Source organism: Paraburkholderia translucens, assembly GCF_020881035.1.
GTDB lineage: Bacteria > Pseudomonadota > Gammaproteobacteria > Burkholderiales > Burkholderiaceae > Paraburkholderia > Paraburkholderia translucens.
Window position 1 is genome coordinate 582,102 of record NZ_JAJITC010000001.1, and the last position, 20,887, is coordinate 602,988.

The following is a 20,887-nucleotide window of genomic DNA, read 5'->3' on the forward strand; positions in this document are numbered from 1 at the left end:
GATGAGCGCAAATGTGAGGATAACCCGCTGCATTCTAGCGGCACGGCCCCCCAGTCGCGACGTGCCCCGCCTGGCTATAGTGAGGGGCACAAACTATGCGTCCGGCAACGAAGCCAACAACGTGAAGGCGCCGGCCCGATTCGAAGGCGATCATGGACATCGACACCCTTTCTCGCGAGAACCTGCAGCAGGCCGCGCGTCAGCATGCCAACTGGGCGATCGGCGCCCTGCGCCAGTTTTCGGACAACCGCTGCCCGGCGATGGCGGCGAGCATCGCGTTTTATGCAGCGTTCTCGCTTGCGCCGACGCTCGTGATGGTGCTCGCGGTGGCCGGCTGGTTCTTCGGCCCGGCAGCCGCGCGCGGCGAACTGTACGGCCACATCAACGGACTGATCGGCGACCAGGCCGCGGCCGGCGTGCAGACGATCGTCGAGAACGCGCATCACGCGGGCGCCAAAGGCGGCATCGCGACGATCATTTCAGTTTCGCTGCTGGCGATCGGCGCGTCGGCGACGTTCTCGTCGCTGAACAGCGCGCTCAACATCGTGTGGCCGTACAGCGGCCAGCGCACGTCGAGCGTGCTCGCGCTGGTGCGCGTGCGGCTGATTTCGTTCGGGCTCGTGCTCGGCGTCGCGTTCCTGCTGATCGTGTCGCTCGTGCTCGACACGGTGATCGTGTTCGTCGGCGACTGGCTGTGGGGCAGTTCGCGATACGCGATGATCGGCAATCTGCTGCAACTCGGCGTCGGGCTCTTCGTGCTGATGTTCGCATTCGCCGCGCTGCTCAAGTTCCTGCCCGACGCGCCCGTGCGGTGGCGCGATGCGCTGGTGGGCGGTGTCGTCGCGGCCGTGTTGTTTACAGGCGGCAAGAAGCTGTTCGCGCTCTATCTCGCGCATGCGGGAATGGCCAGCTCGTTCGGCGCGGCCGGCTCGCTGGCGGTGCTGATGATGTGGCTGTACTTCTCGGCGGCGGTGCTGCTGCTCGGCGCGGAGTTCTCGGCGGCGCGCGGCCGCCTGCACGATCCGCGTGGCGGCTGGGGCCTCCAGAGCGAGCCGCCGCCGGGCAGCCGCGCAAAGCTCGCGTCGGTGCTGGCGGCATCGACCTTCCCGGCGGCGCCGTTGGCTCCCGCGGCTGCGAGCGCCGCTCGCCAGTCGAGCGCGGCGCCGGCGGCAGGAACAGGGGGAAGCGCGTATGAAACCGCGGCGGACGTCGCACGCAAGGTACTCGACGCCGAAGCGCAAGCCACCCGTCTCGCGGCATCGGCGCTGCTCGAAGCGCGCCGCCAGGCGACGGCCGCGGACCGCTACGTGCGACGCAACCCGTGGACCTCGGTGCTGCTGGCCGCCGCCGCGGGGCTCACCGCCGCGGCCCTGGCGCGTCGTGTCGCCAGCGAGCGCTGATGCGGATGCTGCAGGCTGCCCTCCTCGTGCCGATGTCGTTGTAGACGCGCCGCAGTTGCAACTGACGGCCGACCGATGATGCCTGTGCACAACGCGCCGATTCCGTCCAGCCTGTCTAGTCGATTCGTCGGCCGAAGTCTCATGCCGTCGTTGCAGAGTCAGGCGGTCGTATAGACGACCAAATTACATTGCGCATTCAAATCGATGCCGATTGCAGGCTCTGTGACTTGGTCACTATCAACGAATCAACAATAATGCACATCCGGCCAATAAATATTGCGCAAATAGAAACAATAGCAACTAGGCCGTAAATACAAGGGTTTGCGCCGATTGTCGGTTTTTGGCGACACTCTTTTTTTTCCGTTTCTACCCCGTAGACCGGGTGAGCTATTCTCCTTCCCGAAACAACGACCAATCCAACAAACAATCATCTGCGTGGAGAATTGGATGAAACGAATTGCACTGTCTTCCCTCTCGCTGGCTCTCTTCGGCGTCGTTGGTGTCGCTCATGCGCAAAGCAGCGTGACCCTCTACGGCGTGCTGGATAACTCGATCCAGTACGTGAACAACGCTACGCCCGCTGGCGGCCATGTGTTCCAAATGTTTGGCGGCAACCTGCAAGGTAACCGTTTCGGCCTGAAGGGCACGGAAGACCTCGGCGGCGGCCTGAAGGCAATTTTCCAGTTGGAAAACGGCTTTGACATCAACAGCGGCAAGCTCGGTCAGGGCGGCCTGATGTTCGGTCGTCAGGCGTACGTCGGTCTGACGGGCGACGCTTGGGGCACGTTCACGGCTGGCCGTCAATACGACCCGCTGGTCGACATGATCCAGCCGCTGACGGGCGACAACTACTTCGGCAGCACGTTCGCTACGCCGGGTGACGTCGACAACAACGACAACAGCTTCCGCGTGAACAACGCGCTCAAGTACGTGTCGCCGGTGTGGGCGGGCTTCCAGTTCGAAGGTTTGTACGCTCTGGGCGGCGTCGCGGGCGCAACGGGTTCGGGTCAAACGTGGGCGGGCGCGGCAACGTACGCAACGGGTCCGTTCAGCCTCGCGGCTGGCTACCTGCGTGCTGACAATGCAAGCACCACTCTTCCTGTGCGCCCGGCCCCGGGTTGGAACAGCTCGACGGTCCCCGGCGCTACGTTCGACACCAACTTCCCGAACAACGCAGGCATCAACCAGGCTTACGCCACCTCGAAGTCGATCAGTATTGCTTCGGCAGCTGCTCAGTACGTGACGGGCCCGTTCACGGCCAACCTGTCGTACAGCAACGCGCGCTACAAGCCGGACGCGCAATCGACGTTCACGTCGACGCAGGTGTTCAACGTCGGCCGCGCGTACCTCGGCTACCAGATCACGCCGGCGGCGCTGCTGGGTCTCGGCTATGCGTACACGCACGGCTCGGGCGACGCCAAAGCGACGTACAACCAGGTTTCGCTGGGCGCGGATTACTCGCTGTCCAAGCGCACGGACGTCTATACGGTTGGCGCATGGCAGCACGCGAGCGGCAACCAGCGTGTTCCTGTTGTCAACGGCGTTGGCGGCGGCCTCGTGTCGTCCACGGCTTCGATCGGTTCGTACGGCAACCAGTCGAGCACCGACAACCAGGTCATGGTCAGCGTCGGTATCCGTCACAAGTTCTAATCGGACTTCAAGCCGGACCTGCTACGCGGCTGACGAGTTGCGTAGCCAAACAACCAGCCAAAGGCTTTGCCGATGGCTGGTTTTTTTCGTCCTGAGTGTGGTGGCCGAGCCGGGCGGGCTGGATGCCCGCTTCGAAGCGAAGGCAGCTAGCGCCGCTGCGCCTTCCCCTTGTCGGCCTGCGCGAGTATCTGCGCAGGCGGCACGTCCTGCTCGTGCTCGATGCCATCGGCGCCGACCGGGGCACGATACATCACGAGCGCCCGCTCCGAGTGCGGCGACGGCGCATCTGGCGACTGCTGCCAGTCCGGATTGGGAATCTCGGCGAACACCTGCCGCAGACGCTCGCCCCACGTGCGGTGAATCATGTCGAAGTACGCGTTATCGCGGTCGATCGACACGAACCGCGTGACGCGCAGCGCATCCTTCTCGTACACGAGCAGATCGAGCGGCAACCCCACCGACAGGTTCGAGCGCAGCGTCGAGTCCATCGAGATGAGCGCGGACTTGGCGGCTTCGTCGAGCGGCGTGGACGGCGTCAGCACCCGGTCGATGATCGGCTTGCCGTACTTCGACTCGCCGATCTGGAAATACGGATTCACGCTCGACGTCTCGATGAAATTGCCCGCCGCGTAGATCATGAACAGGCGCATCCGGTTGCCCGCGATCTGCCCGCCGAGGATGAAGCTGCAATTGAAGTCGACGCCGAACTTCTGCAGCGCCTCGGCGTCGCGCTGATGCACGCGACGCACCGCGCTGCCGACCACGCGCGCCGCGTCAGCCATCGTCGGCACGGTCCAAAGCGTGGGCTCGCTGGCACCGGCGGGCTCGGACAGTTCGTGCAGCACCGCCTGCGTGAGTGAAAGATTGCCGGCGCCAAGCAGCACCAGCAGGCGTTCGCCGGGTTGTTCGAACACCGACATCTTGCGCGCGGTACTGACGTGATCGACGCCGGCATTGGTACGCGTGTCGGACAGGAATACGAGGCCGTCGTTGACGGCCATCGCTACGCAATAGGTCATGAGGAATCCGCAAAGGGCAAATGGACGGCGCCAACTATTGTAATGCCGTACACAGGTGCCCCTTATCTGTATTTACGGCGCTTTTCGCAGCCGGTTCGCGGCCGATTCTGAACATTTGCCAGCAATGTCCAATACCGCCACGCACGGATGGCACAGGCACATCGTCGCGAAACTTTGGGCGCGTTCGCGTTGCAACGCGGCTACTGCGAGCTCTGCGTGCTGACCGTCACCGCCACGTCCAGCTGCTCTTCGAGCCCGCCGATACGTCGGCCGCGCACCGGCGCCGCCGCTTCGTAGTCGCGGGCGACCGCGAGCCGGCAGTAGATCTCGCTCGCAAACACGGCATGCGTGACGTCGATCGAAATCCAGCCCTTGCCGGCGAGCCATACGTCGACCCAAGCGTGACTCGCGCCCTGCGGCACGTCGCCCGGTTCGATATAACCGCTCACGTAGCGCGCCGGCACGCCGCGCGCGCGGCAGCATGCGAGCATCAGATGCGCATGGTCCTGGCACACGCCGTTGCCAAGCGCGAGCGCCTCGGCCGCCGTGCTCGTGACCGCAGTCACGCCGGGCTGATATTGCACGCGCTGCACGATCTGCTCGCACAGCGTAATCAGGCTCGCCGGGCTTGCCAGATTCGGCACCGACGCGGCCAGTTCGCGGATCGCGCCGTCGGCTTCGGTCAGGCGAGTCGCGCAGGTGAAATGTTCGAGCGGGATCGGGCCCGGCGGATCGCGCAGCACGCCGTCGACGAGCGGTATCGTGTCCACCTCGCCCGACACGTGCAGATGGATCTCGTCGTGCGGCTTGTTGATGACGAGCGTATGCAGCACGTTGCCGTATGCGTCGAGCGTGGCGTCGAGCTTGCCCGGCGCGTCGATGCTCCAGCGCCGCACCGTCTGCGCGGCGCCGCTCGCGGGCGTCAGGCGCAACTGCTGGATCGAATAGTGAACCGTCGCTTCGTAGCGGTAAGAGGTGTCGTGGCGGATCGTCAGGTCCATGAGAAAACTCCGTCAGGCCACTGGCAGCATCAGATAGGTGCGCGCGACCAGATTGCCCAGCTCGAACACGCGCGCGAGGAACTGGGTCAGATAGCCGTGCAGACCGCTCTCCAGAATCTGCCGGATGTCGGCATACAGCAGTTCGGCGCGCAGCTTGCCGGCGAAGCGTTCGCACTGGTTCGAGCCCGAGGTGCGCAGCATCGCGAGATTGGAGCAGACTCCATCGAGCGAGGCGAGCAGCGAGCGCGGCATCTGCTGATTGAGGACCATGAGCTCGACCACGCGCGCGGGCGTCACGACGTCGCGATACACCTTGCGATAGATCTCGAGCGCCGATACCGAACCGAGGATCGAGGTCCAGTAATAGAAATCCTCGAGCTGGCGCGCGGCGTCGCGCGAGTTCGGTTCGACATTCGCGAAACGCACGTCGAGAATCCGCGCGGTGTTGTCGGCACGCTCCAGATACGTGCCTAGCTGCGTGAAGAAGAACGCGTCGTCCTGCAGCGCGGTGCCGATCGTCACGCCACGCGACAGATGCGAGCGGAATTTGACCCACTCGAACAGCGCGCCTGGATTGCTCGCGGCCTGGCCGCTCGAGAGCCGCTCGTTGAATTCGAGCCACGTGTCATTGATGGTTTCCCACCACTCGGTCGTCAGCGTGCCGCGCACCGCGCGAGCGTTTTCGCGGGCGGCCTGCAGGCACGAATGAATGCTCGACGGATTGCTCGCGTCGGCAACCATGAAATCGAGCACGTGCTCGCGCGTCGGTTCGTCGTAGCGCTGCTCGAAGGCGCTTTCGAGTTCGGAGATGAGCAGCACCGAGCGCTGCGCGCGGGCCTCCTGTTCGGGCGTCTGCGGCAGCAGTTGCGCCTTCAGGTTGATGTCGAGCATGCGGGCGGTGTTCTCCGCGCGCTCCATGTAGCGGGCCATCCAGAAGAGGTGATCGGCGGTTCGGCTAAGCATGACGGCGTTCCATGGCTGAGATCTGAACGCGCGAGGCCATCGTCAGCGACGAAGGTCCGCGCCGGTTATCCGTTGAGCGCCAGCGGCGCATCAGGTTGCAAGCGTCGCGCCCTGCTTTGCCCTGTTGCGAGCGAGGCGGGAAACGCGGCGGCAATCGCGTCAGTCGACCATCCAGGTATCCTTGGTCCCGCCTCCCTGCGATGAATTGACGACGAGCGAGCCCTCCTGCAACGCGACGCGCGTGAGGCCGCCCGCCACCATCGTGGTGGTCTTGCCCGACAGTACGAACGGCCGCAGGTCGATATGGCGCGGCGCAATACCCGATTCGACGAAGGTCGGACACGCGGACAAGGCCAGCGTGGGCTGCGCGATATACCCGGCCGGACGCGCGATCAGCCGCTCGCGGAAGGCCTCGATCTCGGCCTTGGTCGACGCTGGGCCGACCAGCATCCCGTAGCCGCCCGCGCCGTGCACTTCCTTGACCACCAGCTCCGGCAGATGGGCGAGCGTGTAGGCGAGATCGTCGGGCTTGCGGCACTGATAGGTCGGCACGTTGTTCAGAATCGGCTTTTCGCCGAGATAGAACTCGATCATGTTCGGCACATACGGATAGATCGATTTGTCGTCGGCGATGCCGGTGCCCATTGCGTTCGCGAGCGCGACGCGCCCAGCGCGATAGGCGGTGAGCAGACCCGGCACGCCAAGCGCCGAGTCGGGGCGGAACGCTAGCGGGTCGAGAAAGTCGTCGTCGACGCGCCGGTAGATCACGTCGACGCGCTTCGGCCCCTGCGTGGTGCGCATGAACACGTAGTTGTCGTCGACGAACAGATCCTTGCCTTCGACAAGCTCGACGCCCATCTGCTGCGCGAGGAACGTATGCTCGAAATAGGCGGAGTTGTACATACCCGGCGTCAGCACGACGACGACCGGATCGTCCACGCCTTCGGGCGCGACCGAGCGCAGCGTATCGAGCAGCAGATCGGGATAGTGCGCCACCGGCGCGATGCGGTTCTGCACGAACAGCTCGGGGAAGAGCCGCATCATCATCTTGCGGTTTTCGAGCATGTACGACACGCCCGACGGCACCCGCAGGTTGTCTTCGAGCACGTAGAACTCGCCTTCGTCGCCGGCGCGCACCACGTCGACGCCCGCGATGTGGGCATACACACCGAGCGGCACGTCGACACCCTGCATCTCGGGGCGATACTGCGCATTGGTATAGACCTGGTCAGCCGGCACGATGCCCGCACGCACGATCTTGCGATCGTGATAGACGTCGTGGATGAACAGGTTGAGCGCCTGCACGCGCTGCCGCAAACCCGCTTCGAGCGTCTGCCATTCGCTGCGCGGAATGATGCGCGGAATCAGATCGAATGGAATCAGCCGTTCGGTGCCAGACAGGTCCCCGTTCACCGCGAAGGTGATGCCGACACGCCGGAACAGCAGGTCCGCTTCCGCACGCTTGCGCGCGATCGCTTCATTACCCTGACTGTCCAGCCATCGCTCAAAGCGCGCGTAATGCGGGCGTACGCCATCGTGGTGATGACGCATCTCATCATAGCATCGCATGTCAGCCCCTGTCTTGTTGTCAAATAGAAGGCGAATGCGCTGCGCATTCGGTACCAGACCTTCGATCAAGCAAGCGCTATGCCATTGAATTTGTCGTGATAGAGCGTGTTGGCATGCACGCTTGCGGCGCATCCGCCGGGCAGTGTCATGACTGGATCGTACTGCCGTGGATCATGATGCGCCAATCAGGTGCGCACGCGCTGTTCGAAAGCGCACTATGTGGCACGCGACTGCTGTTTGCCAATGGTTTCGGCGAGCCCGACGAAGCGTGCGCATAAAAAAGTCCCCGTGGATTCGCATCCACGGGGACTCCGATTACCTGCATGCAGGCGCTGATTCAGGCAACGCGCTTACGCAGCCGCTGCGTCCTTCAGCTTCTTCAGCGCGCGCGCCTTGATGCGCACGCTTGCCGGCTTGGCCGGGAACCAGCGCTCTTCACCCGTGAACGGGTCCTTGCCGAAGCGCTTTTTCTTCGCCGGCACAGCCTGCACGACGATCTTCAGCAGACCCGACAGCGTGAATTCGCCAGCGCCCTTCTTGTGCACCGAGCCGAGGATCGTGTCTTCGAGCGCGGCCAGCACGGCCTTGGCGGTCTTCGGTTCCACTGCAGCGCGCTCAGCGATGTGAGCTGCCAACGAGGCCTTCGTGAAGGTGTCTTTGATCGGCGACGGTGCGCCAGACGCCTTCACGGCGACCTTCTTGGCTGCGACGGCTTTCTTCGCAGGGGCATTCTTTGCAGCAACCTTCTTGGTCGGTACCGGGGCAGCAGCCTTCTTGGCCACCTTTTTTGCGGAAGTCGGCATGTTTCTCCTACCTGTTGTGGTCAGTGAATTGCTCGAAGCGCACACCGCATGTGCACGCTTCAACGCCGGATTCTACAAGCGCTCAAGCGATTTGCGCGACTCTTTTATGTATCGCGATGAAGTTTTTTGCGCGGCACCGACACTGCCATACGTTTTAGCACCTGTTTTAGCGGGTAAAACGCACGCGGCGGGGTACTCGATATCCATGCGTCACGCACGTTACAGTTGGTTTCGGCGGCGCGTTCAACGTGGTTGCCGCGGGGCGGCCCGGCATTTTCGCCCCTTGAATCAAGGCATTTTCTTCGTTTGACGCGTCAAACGACGCATGCCGCGCATCGCTTCGTTTCAGCGTGCAATGCGCTGCAGGATGCCGGCGAGCGTCGTCAGGGCCGAGTCGATATGCTCGGCCGCGATGCTGCCATAGCCGAAGATCAGCCCAGGCTGAGGCGTCACGCGATGGTGAAAAGGCGCGAGTCCGTAGAGGCCGATCGACGCTTGACGCGCCGCGGCGATGAGCGCCGCCTCGCCGAGCGAGGCCAACGGCCCCTTCAGCCGCGCGGCCAGGTGGATCCCGGCGGTCGGCACGATCGGTTCGAACCAGCGCGCGAGGCCCCCTTGCAGATGCTCGAGCAGCACGGCGCGGCGCGCCGCATAAGCCTTGTGCGCGCGCCGCAGATGGCGCGCGAAATCGCCGTTGAGCATGAACGACGCGAGCGCCGTTTGCGTGAGCGTGCAGCCATGACAATCAGCGATCTGCCGCGCCTTCAGCAGCGGACCGCGCAACGACGCCGGCGGCACCAGGTAGCCGATCCGCAGCTCGGGGAAGATCGTCTTCGAAAAGGTACCCACGTACGCGACGAGACCGGCGCGATCGAGGCTCTTCAACGGCTCCATCGGCCGGCCTTCGAAACGGTACTCGCAGTCGTAGTCGTCTTCGATGATGACCGCACCGCGCTTTTGCGCCCATTCGAGCAGTTCGACGCGACGCTCGAGGCTCATCGGCATGCCGAGCGGAAACTGATGCGAAGGCGTCACATAGACGAGCCGCGCCTTGTCCGGCAGCTTACCGACGATCAGGCCTTCACGATCGACCGGAACCGGCACCACCCGCGCGCCCGTCACCGTGAAGCATGCATGTGCGGGCGGGTAGCCGGGGTCTTCGATCGCCGCGATTGCGCCCGGCCGCAGCATGATGCGCGCCATCAGATCGAGCGCGTGCTGCGCGCCCTGCGTGACAATCACGTCTTCCCAATTGCTCGACACCGCGCGGTTGAAGGCGAGGTAACGCGAGATTGCGAGGCGCAGTTGCTGGTCGCCGGCCGCCTCGCGATAAGTGCCGGGGCTGCGCGCCTGGCCGCGCAGTGCATGATTCACGCAGCGGCGCCAGACGTCGAACGGAAACAGCGTCTTGTCGACGGCACCACCGATGAAGTCGAGCGGCGACGGCACCGACGGCCGCGGCAACGGCAAGCTGTCGGGCATCTGCTCCCACAACGGCTGCGCACGCGCAGCGGCCTTCGCTTGCGCCGCGGCCCGCTCGCGCGTGCGATCCACTGCGCGCGCCTGCGCGGAGCGCTTCTCGGGCAGACGTTCGAGCCCGTCGGCGACGAAAGTGCCCGAGCCGGCCCGGGCGCTCAAATATCCTTCGGAGAGCAGGCGCTCGAACACGTCCAGCGTGGTCTTGCGCGATACGCCTAGCTGCGTCGCGAGATCGCGCGTGGACGGCAGACGCGTGCCGCCGGCCAGGCGTCCTTCGAGGATGCCCGCGCGCAATTGCCGATAAATCTGTCCGGACAGATCGTGATGACCTTCTACCGCGATGTGGATGTCCATTCGGGTGGTTACCTCAAATAACGGCAAAATGGTTATTTCTAACGACCAGTCGAGAACGTAAGCTTACCTCCGTGGACGCCGTTCCGGGCGCCCCCGACATTCACGAGGACTCTTCAATGCAAGCACGTCTCGATTTCTACAAGGCCTGCCCCGGCGGGACCCGCGCGATGCTCGCGCTCGAGGAAACGATCGGTAAAAGCACGATCGACAAGACGCTCGCGGAGCTCGTACGGATTCGCGCGTCGCAGTTGAACGGCTGCGCGTTCTGCCTCGACATGCACGTGAGCGACGCGCGCAAGCACGGCGAAACCGAGCGGCGTCTCGCGACGGTCGCCGCGTGGCGCGAAGCGCCGTTTTTCAGCGCGCGCGAACGCGCGGCGCTCGAATGGACGGAAGCGGTGACGCTGATCGCGCAAACGCGCGTACCGGACGAGGTATGGGAAGCGGTGAAGCCGCATTTCAGCGAGCAGGAAATCAGCGACTTGACGCTGCTGATCGTCGCGATCAACGGCTGGAACCGGATTGCGGTGTCGTTCAGGAAGATGCCGGAGTAAGCCGCGCGCGCCTTCGCGGCAGCGTCAGAAGATCACGGAGACTGCCACCGCGAGCCAGATGGCGGTCACGCCCGTGAGAAACAGATGCCGGGCGATGCGCACTCGCGAATCGCTGTTCTCCGGCTCGACGGGACTCGTCGCCATCCACGGCACGAGGCCGAGGCACGCGAAGCCGGCCAGCGCGAGCACGAACACCACGACGTCGGCCTTGTGCCAGGCGGTCGGTTCGTACATGCCCCAGTAGCCGAGAAACACGATGCCGATCGAGAACACGGTCGCCGAAGCGGCGCTGAGCGCGGGCACCGAACCAGTGGGAGTAGGCATGCTTGATCTCCGATCGTCAGCTTGCGGCGGCGCTCCATCGGCCCGATCCGCGTTCGCGCCGGCCGCGGCGAGCCGTGACGGCGAGCCGTGACGGCGAGCCGTCAGTAAGTGCGGGTTTGGCGCGCTTCGTACGTCTTCAGATGACTGTAGGCGATGCGCAGCAGCGACAGGCTGTGCTCGCCCTTCTGCGCGTCGCCCCCGCGCGCGATCAGGTCGCCGAGAATATGATCCGCCTCGGTATGCGAGTGGTTCTCGACGTCGCGCAGCATCGACGCGGTCAGCGGCGACGGCGTCAGCAACACCTGGGTGGCGCGGGCGTCGAAGTCCGCGTCCATCGGGAAGCCGTTTTGCTCGGCCACCGCGCGGCATTCGCCGAGCAGATTCTCCATCGCGCGCCTGCCGTCGGGCGCAGCCAGAATATCGCCGACCGAACCGCGCATCAAGCACGTACTCCCGGCCAATGTCGCCAGGAACACCCATTTCTCCCACATGCGCAGCAGAATGTTGTCGCTGACCGCGACGTCGAAGGTCGCGCCGGACATCTCATCGGCGATCGCCTCGGTCCGCTCCGACGTGCCGCCGACGAGTTCGCCGAACGTCATGGCATGCATGTCGTTCAGATGCACGACGTGCTGCTCGGCATTGAGCGTCGCGGCGATCACGCACTGGCCGCCGAGCACGCGCTCCTTGCCGAAGCGTGCGGTCAGCACGTCGATATGGCGCATACCGTTGAGCATTGGCAGGATCAGCGTCTCTTCGCCGACGAACGGCGTGAACGAATCGATCGCGTCGTCGAGACTGTAGGCCTTGCAGCTGAGCAGCACGAGGTCGAACGGTTCGGCTGCGACACCGGCGAGAATCGTCTTCACGTCGCGCAACTCGAGGTTGCCGCGCGGGCTCCTGATGACGAGGCCATCGCGCTGCAGCTTTTCCGCACGACCGGCGCGCACGAGGAAGGTCACGTCCTGCCCCGCCTCCGCCAGGCGTCCCCCGAAATAGCCGCCTACCGCCCCCGCTCCGACTACCAGAATTCGCATCTTGAGCCTCGAAAGATTTCAATGTTGGCGATCATGGGCGTCGCTGGCGGACGCATCCCGATGGCGCCGCGTACGCGGCGCCTGTGCAGGAATGTAGCAAAGATTGCGGATCGGTTCCTGCCAGGTTCCACTAGTTGGCGCCCATGCGATCGACGCCGCATGCCGTGTTTGCCTCACTGCCCCGCCGCCACGGTTTCCCGCTGATCCCAGCCGCCGCCGAGCGACCTGTACAACGCAATCGCGGATAGCGCGTGCTCGCGCCGGGCCTGGTTCAGCGACTCCGAGTCGCGCAGATACGCTTCCTGCGCGTCGAGCACATCGAGGAAGCTCGACGCACCACCCTTGTACAGCTCGGTCGACAAACGCAGCGCGTGGTTCGACGCATCGAGCGCACCGCCCAAACGCTGCACCTGCGCCGCGCCGCTGACAAGATCGCTGCGGTTGTCCTCGATTTCCTTTAGCGCCTGCAACATCGTCTGCTGCAAGCCGAGCTGCGATTCGCGCATCCGGCTCTCGCTCGCGTCGATGTTCGCGGTAATGCGTCCGGCGTTGAAGATCGGGCTCGTGGCATTCAGCGCGGCGCTGAACAGGTTGTCGGTCATGGTCGGCAAACCGAGGTACGACGACGCGAGCAGCCCATTCGTCAGATTGATCTTGAACTGAGGATAGCGCTGCGCTTTCGATACCCCCACTTCCGCCGCGCGCTGCTCGACGAGCGCATATGCGGTGCGCACATCGGGCCGATGCAGCAACGCGTCGGACGGCAACACCAGCGGCGCGCTTTGCGCGGGCACCGGAATCTCGCGCGCGTCGGACAGCACGAGCGTATCGACGCTTTCCGGCGTACGCCCCGAATACACGGCGATCAGACTCAGTTGATGCTGCACCGCCGATTGCATGCGCGGAATCTGCGCCTGCAAATCCTGCAACTGATTCAGCGCGCGGGAGACGTCGAGCTGCGTCGACAGGCCGTAATGCAGACGCTCCTGCGTGAGCTTCAGCGCGCGGCTGCGAATCTGCTCGTTGTCGTCGAGGATCTGCAATTGCGCCTGCGCCCAGCGCAGATCGATATACGCGGCCGCCGCGTTCGCGGCGAGCGCGAGCCGCAACTGGTTCAACGCCGCGACGCTACCCGACTCCTGCGCCTGCGAGGCCAGCACCGCGAGCCGTTCGCCGCCGAACACGTCGGGAGTCCAGCTTGCGGCGAGGCCGATACCGGCCTGCCGCACATAGCCGAGTGGCGGCGGCGTGTTCTGCCGCTCGGTCGACGCGCGCGCGTTCGCATTCAGCTCCGGCACGAGCGCCGCGCGATTCTGTGTCACCAGATCCTGCGCCTGCTTCACGCGCTCGGCCGCGGCCTGCACGTCGAGATTGCCCGTCAACACCGACTCGATCAGTTGATGCATGATCGGGTCGCCGAATTGCGCCCACCACGCGTCGGTAGTCACGCTGTCTTGCGGCGCGTCGACACTCCACGCGGCCGGCGCGAGCGTATGCACCGCATGCGGCAAATCCGCGTGCGTCGCCGGTTGCACCGCGCAGGCGGCGAGCGTCAGCAACGCCGCGCTCGACAGTAATTTCATCGCGATTCGTTTCATGTTGGTCTCCTAGTGGGCATCGGGCGGCGGGGCGGTATTGCCGAACGGGCGCGAGAACAGCACGCTCAACAAGCCCACCACGAAGCACAGGGCAACCGCCAGAAAGGCGTCTGAGAATGCCTGCACCAGCGCTTCGCGCATCAATACCGCGTGCAATTCGGCGAGCCCCGCATTGGCGGCGTTCAGGACATCGCCACCCACGGCCGACAGGTACTCGGCCTGCTTCTGCAAGATCGATTCGACGACCGGACGGCCCGCATTCAGATGTTCGTCGAGCCGCTCGTAGTGGAGGTTCAAACGGTCGTTCAACATCGTGCTGCTGACCGCAATGCCAATCGCACCGCCGAGGTTGCGCATCAGATTGAACAGCCCGCTCGCGGAGCGCAGCCGCGACGGCGGCAACGCGCCGAGCGCCATCGTCACGATCGGCGGAATACAGAACTGCTGGCCGATACCGCGCAGCGCCTGCGGAATCAGTAACTGCTGCCAGCCCCATTGGTTCGTCAACGGCACGTACAGATAGCAGCCGATGCCAAACAGCGCGAGTCCGAACACCATCAGCATGCGCATATCGACGAAGCGCGCGAGCGTCGAGTATGCGGCGAGCGCGAGCAACTGGAAGCAGCCGACGGACAGCAACGCGAGGCCGATCTGCAACGAATCGAAGCCGCGCACGCGCGCGAGGAACACCGGCGTCAGAAACACGGTGCAGAAGATGCCGATTCCGGTGATGAACGACAGCAGACTGCCGATCCCGAAGTTGCGCAGCGCCAGCGCGCGCAGGTCGACGATCGGTTCCTTCGCGGTGAACGCATGCACGATGAACAGAAACCCGCAGATCGCCGCGACCCACGCGCACAGCACGATCACGTCGTCGCCGAACCAGTTCTTGCGCGGCCCTTCTTCGAGCACGTATTCGAGGCAGCCGAGAAAGCCCGACATCAGCAGAATGCCGAGATAATCCCCCTTCTTCAGCAGCGACAGGTCGGCCCTGTCGATGTTCACGTACTTCGGCACCAGCAGCGTGACGGCAATGCCCGGCACGAGGTTCAGATAGAACAGCCAGTGCCACGACCATTGCGACGTGATCCAGCCGCCGATCACCGGCCCGATCGTCGGCGCAAGCGAGGCGAGCGCACCGATCGTCGTCGATGCGATGAGGCGCTGCTTGCCGGGAAACAGCACGAACGCGGTCGTGAACACGGTCGGGATCATCGCGGCACCGAGCGCGCCTTGCAGACCGCGAAACAGGATCATCGAGTTGATGTCCCAGGCGAGGCCGCACAGCATGCTGGTGAGCGTGAAGCCGAAGGCCGAGAACGTGAAGACCCAACGCGTCGAGAACACGCGCGTGAGCCACCCCGACATCGGAATCACGATGATCTCCGCAATCAGATAGGAAGTCTGCACCCAGGAGAGTTCGTCCTGACTCGCGGACAGTCCCCCGCCGATATCGCGCAGCGACGATGCGACGATCTGGATATCGAGCGTCGCCATGAAAAAGCCGACGCACATCAGCGCGAATGCGAAGACCTTGGTGCGGGTCGGCTGGTCGGCCGGGTTGTCAAAAGCGTGAGTCATGATCGGATCACCCCTGCGCGGCCGGATGGCCCGCACCGACGTGCACTTTCACGGTCGCCGAGAGGCCCGGACGCAGTACGCCCTGCATGTCCTTCGGCACATCGAGGCGCACGCGCACCGGCACGCGCTGCACGATCTTCGTAAAGTTGCCGGTGGCGTTTTCCGCGGGCAACACGCTGAAGGTCGCGCCGGTCGCCGGTGCAAGACTGTCGACCACGCCGTGCAGCCTGGTGCTCGACGCGTCGAGTTCGATATCGACGCTGTCGCCCGCGTGCATTTTGCGCAATTGATCTTCCTTGAAGTTTGCGTCGATCCAGAGACCGCTCGCCGGCACGACCGTCAACAGCGACACGCCGGTGTTGGCGAGCAGCCCGACACGAGCGGTGCGATTGCCGACATAGCCATCGATCGGCGAGCGGATCGTCGTGTACTCGACGTTCAACGCTGCGACGCGCTGCGCGGCCTGCGCGGTCGCGATACGCGCTTTCGCGTCGCCGATCTGCGCGTCGAGCACCGCAATCTCGCGTTGCGCAGCAAGCAGCGCCGCGCTGCTGCGATCGACCGCGGCGCGCGCTTTGGCCAGATCGGCGTCGGCCTTCTCGACGACCTGGTTCGACACCGCGTCGTCTTTCACGAGCTCGCGGTAGCGCGTCTGGTCGGCTGCGCTGCGCGTCAACTCCGCGCCGGACGCACGGACCTCGGCGGCCTGCTCGCTGATCGCCGCGAGCTGCAGTGATTTTTTCGCTTCGAGTTCGGTGACGGCGGCCTGCGCGCTCTCCACTTCGGCGTTGGCCTGAGCGAGACGTGCGTCGTAATCGCGGGCATCGAGACGCACCAGCACCTGATTGGCGTGCACGAACTCGTTGTCGTGCACGAGCACGTCGGTAACGAAGCCGTTGACCTTCGGCGCCATCACCGTGACGTCACCGCCGACGTAGGCATCATCGGTACTCTCGACGAAGCGGCCGACGAAGAACCAGTACGAAGCGGCCAGCGCCAGCACGACGAGAACGGAGAGGATCGCGAGCGGCATCCACGGAATGCGCCGCGCCGGCCTGGCGGGTTGTATCACGCTCGGCGGCGCGACGGTCGAAGGAGTGGTGGACATGATGTCGATATGTGCGTATGCACTCTCAAGATTGAAAAAAACGGCGCGGTGCGCCGGCCTCCGCCATCTTCAGCGTTTACGTCAAAGCGTATCCTGGGTGATCGCAAACAGCTCGGTGCGCAATGCAGCCGCACGCTCCTCGCCGAAGCGGTGTTCGAACTCGGCCTGCGCGGCATACCAGTGCGCGCGGCCCGCGGCCAACCGCGATTGGCCTTCGGCGGTCAGGGAGATCAGCAGCGCGCGCGCATCCGCGCCCATCGTCTCGCTCGCCACCAGCCCGTCGCGTCGCAGCGGCTGGATCGTGCGGACCAGTGTGGTGCGCTGCATTCGCATGACCTCGGCGAGCTGCTTCATCGTCATCGGACCGCTGCGCTTCAGGCGCCCCAGCAGCGAAAACTGCGTGATGGTCAGCCCGACATGCGACAGATGCCGGTCGTAGATCTGCGATACGTGGCGCGCGGCCTGGCGGATCGCAAAACAATCGTCGTCTATGAGCGCTTCCATTCGCCGTACTTCCCTGTTCTTTAGTGCATATGCACATTAAGCGTCGCAACAAACCCGCCGAAGCGGGTTACTCAAGTTGATCTAGTCGGTGATGCTGAACAGCTCGGCGCGCAGGGTCTTTGCACGGGCGCGGCCGAACTTCTTTTCGAATTCGTCCTGCGCGGCGCGCCAGGCGACCGCAGCCTGATCGAACGTGGTCTCGCCCTTTTCCGTGAGGCTGAACAGCAACGTGCGGTTGTCATGGTCCGCCGGTTCGGCCAACACGAGGCCGTCGCGCTGCAACGGCTTCATCGCGCGGACCAGTGTGGTGCGCTCCATGACCATCGCGTCCGCTAGCTCCGCCATTGGCAGGCGCGGCGTGCGCGCGAGCTTCGCCAGGATCGTGAACTGCGCAGCCGTCAACCCGACGCCGGCGAGATGGCGCTCGTAGATTTGCGTGACGTGCCGCGCTGCCTGGCGCAGCGCGAAGCAGTTGCATTCGTCGTAGGAGATGGGACGGTTCATGCAGCGAAGTTTATGTGTGCATATGCACGGTGTCAAGTTTTTCGATGGACCGCAGGTCGATGTCTCGCCGGTTGCGCTTCGACGACGGACAGTTCGCGGCGGCTTCGGCAGCCGCCAACACCGCCGCCCGCTCGATCTCGCAACCGCTACCGTCTCTCCCGGACGAGTTGCGCGGGCGAGCCTATCAAACCGTAGCGACCGCACGCTTCACGATCCACGTAGACGGCTCGGTCGACGTCGAACTCATTCAGGCAACGCCGATCCCCCGCCTCAATCAGATGCTGCTCGACACCTTGCGGCGCTGGCGCTTTTTCCCCGCGCTGCGCGATGGCCGGCCCGTCGAAAGCACGCAGGACATCCGTGTGCATTTCAACGTCAGCTGAGCCGCGCCCACTGGCTTGCGCGCTTGAAATACGCGCGCTGCAAGCCTTCAGCGCAAGCCGAGGCAATACTCGACGCGTTGCCGCTCGTGGCTGACGGGCTGACGAAGTACGAGTACCAGCCGGTGGGACCGCTCGTGCCGCCAACGTGGTTGGCGGCACGTTTCAAGACTTACTGCCCCACCTTCTCCGATTCAACGACCAGGTCCAGCACATAAGCGACCGAGGCCCCGTCTGCAGGCGGGTTTTTGATCGCGAAACGCTTCACGCGCAGCACGTTACGGATACCCGGCGTGTGCGCATAACCTTCGATAGCCTGATTCAACGGTTGCCATGGCCCAGGCGTGCCGGTCGCCAGACCCTGCTCGTCGAAGAAGCGTTCGCGCACGAGCAGACATTCCCCGTTGGGCATCGCCGGATGGTTGCACGGCACGGGCTGCGGCGCCACTTCAAGAAACGCTAGCTGACCGGGGGCGCCATAGCGCGTCTCGGCCGTCGGAAAGCCGGTGAAGCTCAGCGTATCGCCGCTATCCGTGATCAGTTGCAGGCTCGGCGCGTCGTCACGCACAAGCAGGTTCACGTTGACGCTCCCGCGCACGCGCTGCGAGATCGCATCGTCGAGTGCGGCAAGCGCGGGATCGGGGCAGGCCATCATCGTGCTGACCATCGGGCCGATCTGCAAATACCCTTTCCTGACGGTGTAACCCGCTCCCATGCTGTTGCAGCCATTGACGACAGTGATGCGGTACGGACTGAAGTCGAGTTGCAGGGGCTTGTCCGGGCGGACGAACAGCGCATCGAGGTGCGTGCCATTGCGATCGATCGCGTTGTTCAGTTGCCAGTGGTACCGGGTCAACAGATCGGTGCCGCTCGGCGATACCGGGTTCGCGGCGGCCGTGCTTGCCGGTGGCACCGGCGCTGTCACTTCGGGTGTCTGTGCACAGGCGGCGAGGACGAGCGGCAGCAATAGGATGCGATATTTCATGTCGGCACCTCGCTGAGTTCGGTGATTGTTCCGGGGCGTCTGCTCGCGTCGCCGGGGCGAAGGGACGCGAGAATCAGGTCGCATGCGCGAAAGCCGGAAGTGCCGTTGAAGGTACCACCCGGCCGCATCAGGCCGGGTTTGCGCACCTGCTTCATTCAGGCCGCGAGCATCGACTCGACGACCGACAGCATAACGCAGGTGGAAGGCGTAAAAACGTCACTCGATGTTGTTCGGATGCTTCGTTAGGTGATCGAACCGCGGCCGGTGAAGCAGGCTACGCCTGGGAAATGTCCCGGCCGACGGACGGAACGGCGTGAAGCCGCTTCAGCCGAGGGCGCAACATCAGATAGAAGGCGGCAACGTGCGTGATCGCCAGCGTCGGCACATAGATGATCGGAATCGCGTACAAGGCGCCCAGTTCTCCTGAATGTGCGGGCAGATCGGACGCCACCGCGCGGTAGTAGTCGACGATCAGATCGGCCATACCAACCAGATTGAAAGCAACGACGAACGACCAGAAAAGCGGACGTATGCGAGCCGTCAGCAACGCCAGCATGGCCAGCACGCCCGTGGCGAAATCTCCATAGGCAGCAAACGCGGCGAAACTCGCGGACAGCTGCGGACTGACGACCCCGGGCAACAGAAAGGCGAGCCCGAAGAAGCGGAAGCTGTGCAACGTGGCGATCGCGCGTTGCGCGTCGAATGGAGCCATCGACTTGAGCTTCGGCCACACGTAGGTGCCGAAGCACAGCAGCCAGGCGACATAGCCAAAAACGAGGTGTAACTGGAACAGAAGCCGCGGTGACATGGTGCCTCCTTGTCAAAGGTTGGACGTCCAGGTGTTAGGTGTACCATCGTCTCGCGCGAGTGACTATTCCTCACAATGTTGACAGGCTATGAAGCAGAACTTCACGGTCAGGCAGGGCGCGCTCGATGGTGTCGAGGTCTTCCTCAGCGTCGCCGAGCAGCGCAGTTTTCGCGGCGCCGCCGCGCAACTCGGCGTGACGCCGTCCGCCGTCAGTCAGGCGGTGCGTGTGCTCGAAGCCCGCATCGGCGCGACCCTGTTCATCCGCACTACGCGCAGCGTCGGTTTGACCGAGGCCGGCGAGCGCTTTCTGGCTCGCGCCAAGCCGGCTTTCGAGGAACTCGTCGCCGCTAGCGAGGTGGCGCGCGGACTGGGCGAACGACCTTCCGGCCTGTTGCGTCTTTCCGTACCGCGTGCGGTCGTGCCGATCCTGCTGGAGCCGCTGATCGCGTCGTTCTGCAAGGCCAATCCCGAGGTCGAGGTGGAGGTCGCGGCGAGCAAGGAACTGATCGATCTCGCGACGGAAGGCTTCGACGCCGGCATCCGGCTGGGTCAGTTCGTCGCCGCCGACATGGTCGCGGTGCCGCTTTCGGCGCCGTTCCGCTTTGTCGTGGTAGGCAGTCCCGGCTATTTCGCGTCCCGCAGCCGCCCCGAGCACCTGGACGATCTGCGCGAGCATGCATGCCTTCGCTGGCGGCGCTCCAGCGGCGCGCTCGCGTCGTGGACGTTCAACGTCAACGGCCAGCCGATAGAGATCGCGGTCTCCGGTCCTTTCATCGCTAGCGATTTTCCGGGCATGCTGGGCGCGGCGATCGAAGGCATTGGCCTTGCGCAGCTACCCGAGCCGATGGCCGCCGAGGGGTTGCGAACGGGAAAGCTGGTGCAGGTTCTGGATGCGTACGCGCCGATGGTCCCGGGCGTGTTTCTCTACTATCCGAGCCGCCGCCAGATCATGCCGAAGCTGCGTGCGTTCATCGATCATGTGAAGAGCCGCACGATGCGATCGATGCCTATCGATAGTTGACGAAGTTGATGATGTCGTTGAGGAACCACGGCAGAATCAGTTGCGTGTCGGGATAGCTGGTGCCGACGGTGAGTCTCGGTGGTTTCGATGCGGCGGCGGGAGCGTGCAGCATGTAGGTGTTCGAATCGTACGCCGTCTGAGGGTTCGCCGGCGACGAGGTCGAAGCGCAGCCGGCAGTGAGAACGACGAGAGCTGCTGCGAAGCAGAGTGACTTCATGGCGGGGTGAACTCCGGCGACGTTTCCG

At 64.3% G+C, this 20,887-nt stretch carries 24 protein-coding genes; 6 read left to right on the top strand and 18 right to left on the bottom strand.

Going from position 1 to position 20,887, the window contains the following annotated elements; translation table 11 throughout:
* Window positions 1-152: 152 nt before the first annotated feature.
* Window positions 153-1,400, top strand: a complete 1,248-nt coding sequence (locus LJ655_RS02615; protein WP_230559688.1) for a YihY/virulence factor BrkB family protein — start codon at window positions 153-155, stop codon at window positions 1,398-1,400.
* A 447-nt stretch (window positions 1,401-1,847) separates the two neighbouring features.
* Window positions 1,848-3,050: a porin gene (locus tag LJ655_RS02620; protein ID WP_230559689.1), complete on the top strand. Its 1,203-nt coding sequence runs from the start codon at window positions 1,848-1,850 to the stop codon at window positions 3,048-3,050.
* Between the two features lie 146 nt (window positions 3,051-3,196).
* Here the strand turns inward: LJ655_RS02620 and LJ655_RS02625 are convergent, their stop codons facing one another.
* From LJ655_RS02625 to LJ655_RS02645, 5 genes are all read right to left on the bottom strand, one after another.
* Window positions 3,197-4,069 (bottom strand): proteasome-type protease, encoded by an 873-nt coding sequence (locus LJ655_RS02625; protein ID WP_230559690.1) that lies wholly within the window; start codon window positions 4,067-4,069, stop codon window positions 3,197-3,199.
* Window positions 4,070-4,269: 200 nt separating this feature from the next.
* The gene (locus LJ655_RS02630; protein ID WP_230559691.1) at window positions 4,270-5,070 is read right to left on the bottom strand and encodes a transglutaminase family protein; all 801 of its coding nucleotides are present in this window, start codon (window positions 5,068-5,070) and stop codon (window positions 4,270-4,272) included.
* Between the two features lie 12 nt (window positions 5,071-5,082).
* Entirely contained in the window at window positions 5,083-6,033 is a 951-nt protein-coding gene (locus tag LJ655_RS02635; protein ID WP_230559692.1) for an alpha-E domain-containing protein, read from the bottom strand.
* Between the two features lie 159 nt (window positions 6,034-6,192).
* A complete protein-coding gene (locus tag LJ655_RS02640) occupies window positions 6,193-7,602 on the bottom strand; it encodes a circularly permuted type 2 ATP-grasp protein (RefSeq protein WP_230559693.1) in 1,410 nt (469 codons plus the stop codon).
* A gap of 350 nt (window positions 7,603-7,952) precedes the next feature.
* Window positions 7,953-8,405, bottom strand: a complete 453-nt coding sequence (locus tag LJ655_RS02645; protein WP_230559694.1) for an HU family DNA-binding protein — start codon at window positions 8,403-8,405, stop codon at window positions 7,953-7,955.
* On the opposite strand from LJ655_RS02645, the gene LJ655_RS02650 reads away from it, so the two are divergent.
* Window positions 8,404-8,715 (top strand): hypothetical protein, encoded by a 312-nt coding sequence (locus LJ655_RS02650; protein WP_230559695.1) that lies wholly within the window; start codon window positions 8,404-8,406, stop codon window positions 8,713-8,715. The genes LJ655_RS02645 and LJ655_RS02650 overlap by 2 nt on opposite strands.
* A gap of 35 nt (window positions 8,716-8,750) precedes the next feature.
* On the opposite strand, the gene pdxR is transcribed toward LJ655_RS02650, so the two are convergent.
* Window positions 8,751-10,238 (bottom strand): MocR-like pyridoxine biosynthesis transcription factor PdxR, encoded by a 1,488-nt coding sequence (gene pdxR / locus LJ655_RS02655; RefSeq protein ID WP_230559696.1) that lies wholly within the window; start codon window positions 10,236-10,238, stop codon window positions 8,751-8,753.
* 116 nt (window positions 10,239-10,354) lie between these two features.
* On the opposite strand from pdxR, the gene LJ655_RS02660 reads away from it, so the two are divergent.
* A complete protein-coding gene (locus LJ655_RS02660) occupies window positions 10,355-10,792 on the top strand; it encodes a carboxymuconolactone decarboxylase family protein (RefSeq protein ID WP_230559697.1) in 438 nt (145 codons plus the stop codon).
* A gap of 24 nt (window positions 10,793-10,816) precedes the next feature.
* Here the strand turns inward: LJ655_RS02660 and LJ655_RS02665 are convergent, their stop codons facing one another.
* From LJ655_RS02665 to LJ655_RS02695, 7 genes are all read right to left on the bottom strand, one after another.
* The gene (locus LJ655_RS02665) at window positions 10,817-11,116 is read right to left on the bottom strand and encodes a hypothetical protein (protein WP_230559698.1); all 300 of its coding nucleotides are present in this window, start codon (window positions 11,114-11,116) and stop codon (window positions 10,817-10,819) included.
* Window positions 11,117-11,217: 101 nt separating this feature from the next.
* Window positions 11,218-12,153 (bottom strand): 2-dehydropantoate 2-reductase, encoded by a 936-nt coding sequence (gene panE, locus LJ655_RS02670; protein WP_230559699.1) that lies wholly within the window; start codon window positions 12,151-12,153, stop codon window positions 11,218-11,220.
* A 173-nt stretch (window positions 12,154-12,326) separates the two neighbouring features.
* Complete coding sequence (locus LJ655_RS02675) at window positions 12,327-13,751, bottom strand: efflux transporter outer membrane subunit (RefSeq protein ID WP_230559700.1); 1,425 nt, start codon at window positions 13,749-13,751, stop codon at window positions 12,327-12,329.
* A 9-nt stretch (window positions 13,752-13,760) separates the two neighbouring features.
* Complete coding sequence (locus LJ655_RS02680; protein WP_230559701.1) at window positions 13,761-15,332, bottom strand: DHA2 family efflux MFS transporter permease subunit; 1,572 nt, start codon at window positions 15,330-15,332, stop codon at window positions 13,761-13,763.
* Between the two features lie 7 nt (window positions 15,333-15,339).
* Window positions 15,340-16,440, bottom strand: a complete 1,101-nt coding sequence (locus tag LJ655_RS02685) for an HlyD family secretion protein (RefSeq protein WP_230559702.1) — start codon at window positions 16,438-16,440, stop codon at window positions 15,340-15,342.
* Between the two features lie 81 nt (window positions 16,441-16,521).
* Window positions 16,522-16,944 (bottom strand): MarR family winged helix-turn-helix transcriptional regulator, encoded by a 423-nt coding sequence (locus tag LJ655_RS02690; RefSeq protein ID WP_230559703.1) that lies wholly within the window; start codon window positions 16,942-16,944, stop codon window positions 16,522-16,524.
* An 81-nt stretch (window positions 16,945-17,025) separates the two neighbouring features.
* Window positions 17,026-17,448, bottom strand: coding sequence for a MarR family winged helix-turn-helix transcriptional regulator (locus tag LJ655_RS02695; RefSeq protein ID WP_230559704.1), 423 nt, complete (start codon window positions 17,446-17,448; stop codon window positions 17,026-17,028).
* A 59-nt stretch (window positions 17,449-17,507) separates the two neighbouring features.
* On the opposite strand from LJ655_RS02695, the gene LJ655_RS02700 reads away from it, so the two are divergent.
* Window positions 17,508-17,831 carry an energy transducer TonB gene (locus LJ655_RS02700; RefSeq protein ID WP_230559705.1) on the top strand — a complete coding sequence of 108 codons (324 nt, stop codon included), beginning with the start codon at window positions 17,508-17,510 and terminating at the stop codon, window positions 17,829-17,831.
* Here LJ655_RS02700 and LJ655_RS02705 read toward each other — a convergent pair.
* The 4 genes from LJ655_RS02705 to LJ655_RS02720 all read right to left on the bottom strand — a co-directional run bounded on the left by LJ655_RS02705 (window position 17,824) and on the right by LJ655_RS02720 (window position 19,621).
* On the bottom strand, window positions 17,824-17,997 hold the full coding sequence (locus LJ655_RS02705; RefSeq protein WP_230559706.1) for a hypothetical protein: 174 nt from the start codon (window positions 17,995-17,997) through the stop codon (window positions 17,824-17,826). The two genes, LJ655_RS02700 and LJ655_RS02705, sit on opposite strands and share 8 nt — an antisense overlap.
* Before the next feature lie 3 nt (window positions 17,998-18,000).
* On the bottom strand, window positions 18,001-18,813 hold the full coding sequence (locus LJ655_RS02710; RefSeq protein ID WP_230559707.1) for an META and DUF4377 domain-containing protein: 813 nt from the start codon (window positions 18,811-18,813) through the stop codon (window positions 18,001-18,003).
* Window positions 18,810-18,968, bottom strand: a complete 159-nt coding sequence (locus LJ655_RS02715; RefSeq protein ID WP_230559708.1) for a hypothetical protein — start codon at window positions 18,966-18,968, stop codon at window positions 18,810-18,812. The genes LJ655_RS02710 and LJ655_RS02715 overlap by 4 nt, the downstream gene beginning before the upstream one ends.
* A gap of 119 nt (window positions 18,969-19,087) precedes the next feature.
* Window positions 19,088-19,621, bottom strand: coding sequence for a hypothetical protein (locus tag LJ655_RS02720; protein WP_230559709.1), 534 nt, complete (start codon window positions 19,619-19,621; stop codon window positions 19,088-19,090).
* A gap of 88 nt (window positions 19,622-19,709) precedes the next feature.
* On the opposite strand from LJ655_RS02720, the gene LJ655_RS02725 reads away from it, so the two are divergent.
* Window positions 19,710-20,642 (top strand): LysR family transcriptional regulator, encoded by a 933-nt coding sequence (locus LJ655_RS02725; RefSeq protein WP_230559710.1) that lies wholly within the window; start codon window positions 19,710-19,712, stop codon window positions 20,640-20,642.
* Here the strand turns inward: LJ655_RS02725 and LJ655_RS02730 are convergent.
* Window positions 20,629-20,859, bottom strand: coding sequence for a hypothetical protein (locus LJ655_RS02730; protein WP_230559711.1), 231 nt, complete (start codon window positions 20,857-20,859; stop codon window positions 20,629-20,631). The two genes, LJ655_RS02725 and LJ655_RS02730, sit on opposite strands and share 14 nt — an antisense overlap.
* Window positions 20,860-20,887: the final 28 nt, after the last annotated feature.

Coding starts and splice junctions, on each gene's coding strand:
- LJ655_RS02645 (WP_230559694.1), bottom strand. CDS start 8,405: ATGCCGACTTCCGCAAAAAAGGTGGCCAAGAAGGCTGCTGCCCCGGTA.
- LJ655_RS02640 (WP_230559693.1), bottom strand. CDS start 7,602: ATGCGATGCTATGATGAGATGCGTCATCACCACGATGGCGTACGCCCG.
- LJ655_RS02625 (WP_230559690.1), bottom strand. CDS start 4,069: ATGACCTATTGCGTAGCGATGGCCGTCAACGACGGCCTCGTATTCCTG.
- LJ655_RS02685 (WP_230559702.1), bottom strand. CDS start 16,440: ATGTCCACCACTCCTTCGACCGTCGCGCCGCCGAGCGTGATACAACCC.
- LJ655_RS02635 (WP_230559692.1), bottom strand. CDS start 6,033: ATGCTTAGCCGAACCGCCGATCACCTCTTCTGGATGGCCCGCTACATG.
- LJ655_RS02730 (WP_230559711.1), bottom strand. CDS start 20,859: ATGAAGTCACTCTGCTTCGCAGCAGCTCTCGTCGTTCTCACTGCCGGC.
- LJ655_RS02710 (WP_230559707.1), bottom strand. CDS start 18,813: ATGAAATATCGCATCCTATTGCTGCCGCTCGTCCTCGCCGCCTGTGCA.
- LJ655_RS02715 (WP_230559708.1), bottom strand. CDS start 18,968: ATGAAGCAGGTGCGCAAACCCGGCCTGATGCGGCCGGGTGGTACCTTC.
- LJ655_RS02720 (WP_230559709.1), bottom strand. CDS start 19,621: ATGTCACCGCGGCTTCTGTTCCAGTTACACCTCGTTTTTGGCTATGTC.
- LJ655_RS02695 (WP_230559704.1), bottom strand. CDS start 17,448: ATGAACCGTCCCATCTCCTACGACGAATGCAACTGCTTCGCGCTGCGC.
- LJ655_RS02660 (WP_230559697.1), top strand. CDS start 10,355: ATGCAAGCACGTCTCGATTTCTACAAGGCCTGCCCCGGCGGGACCCGC.
- LJ655_RS02665 (WP_230559698.1), bottom strand. CDS start 11,116: ATGCCTACTCCCACTGGTTCGGTGCCCGCGCTCAGCGCCGCTTCGGCG.
- panE (WP_230559699.1), bottom strand. CDS start 12,153: ATGCGAATTCTGGTAGTCGGAGCGGGGGCGGTAGGCGGCTATTTCGGG.
- LJ655_RS02725 (WP_230559710.1), top strand. CDS start 19,710: ATGAAGCAGAACTTCACGGTCAGGCAGGGCGCGCTCGATGGTGTCGAG.
- LJ655_RS02650 (WP_230559695.1), top strand. CDS start 8,404: ATGTTTCTCCTACCTGTTGTGGTCAGTGAATTGCTCGAAGCGCACACC.
- LJ655_RS02675 (WP_230559700.1), bottom strand. CDS start 13,751: ATGAAACGAATCGCGATGAAATTACTGTCGAGCGCGGCGTTGCTGACG.
- LJ655_RS02630 (WP_230559691.1), bottom strand. CDS start 5,070: ATGGACCTGACGATCCGCCACGACACCTCTTACCGCTACGAAGCGACG.
- LJ655_RS02690 (WP_230559703.1), bottom strand. CDS start 16,944: ATGGAAGCGCTCATAGACGACGATTGTTTTGCGATCCGCCAGGCCGCG.
- LJ655_RS02620 (WP_230559689.1), top strand. CDS start 1,848: ATGAAACGAATTGCACTGTCTTCCCTCTCGCTGGCTCTCTTCGGCGTC.
- LJ655_RS02680 (WP_230559701.1), bottom strand. CDS start 15,332: ATGACTCACGCTTTTGACAACCCGGCCGACCAGCCGACCCGCACCAAG.
- LJ655_RS02615 (WP_230559688.1), top strand. CDS start 153: ATGGACATCGACACCCTTTCTCGCGAGAACCTGCAGCAGGCCGCGCGT.
- pdxR (WP_230559696.1), bottom strand. CDS start 10,238: ATGGACATCCACATCGCGGTAGAAGGTCATCACGATCTGTCCGGACAG.
- LJ655_RS02700 (WP_230559705.1), top strand. CDS start 17,508: ATGTCTCGCCGGTTGCGCTTCGACGACGGACAGTTCGCGGCGGCTTCG.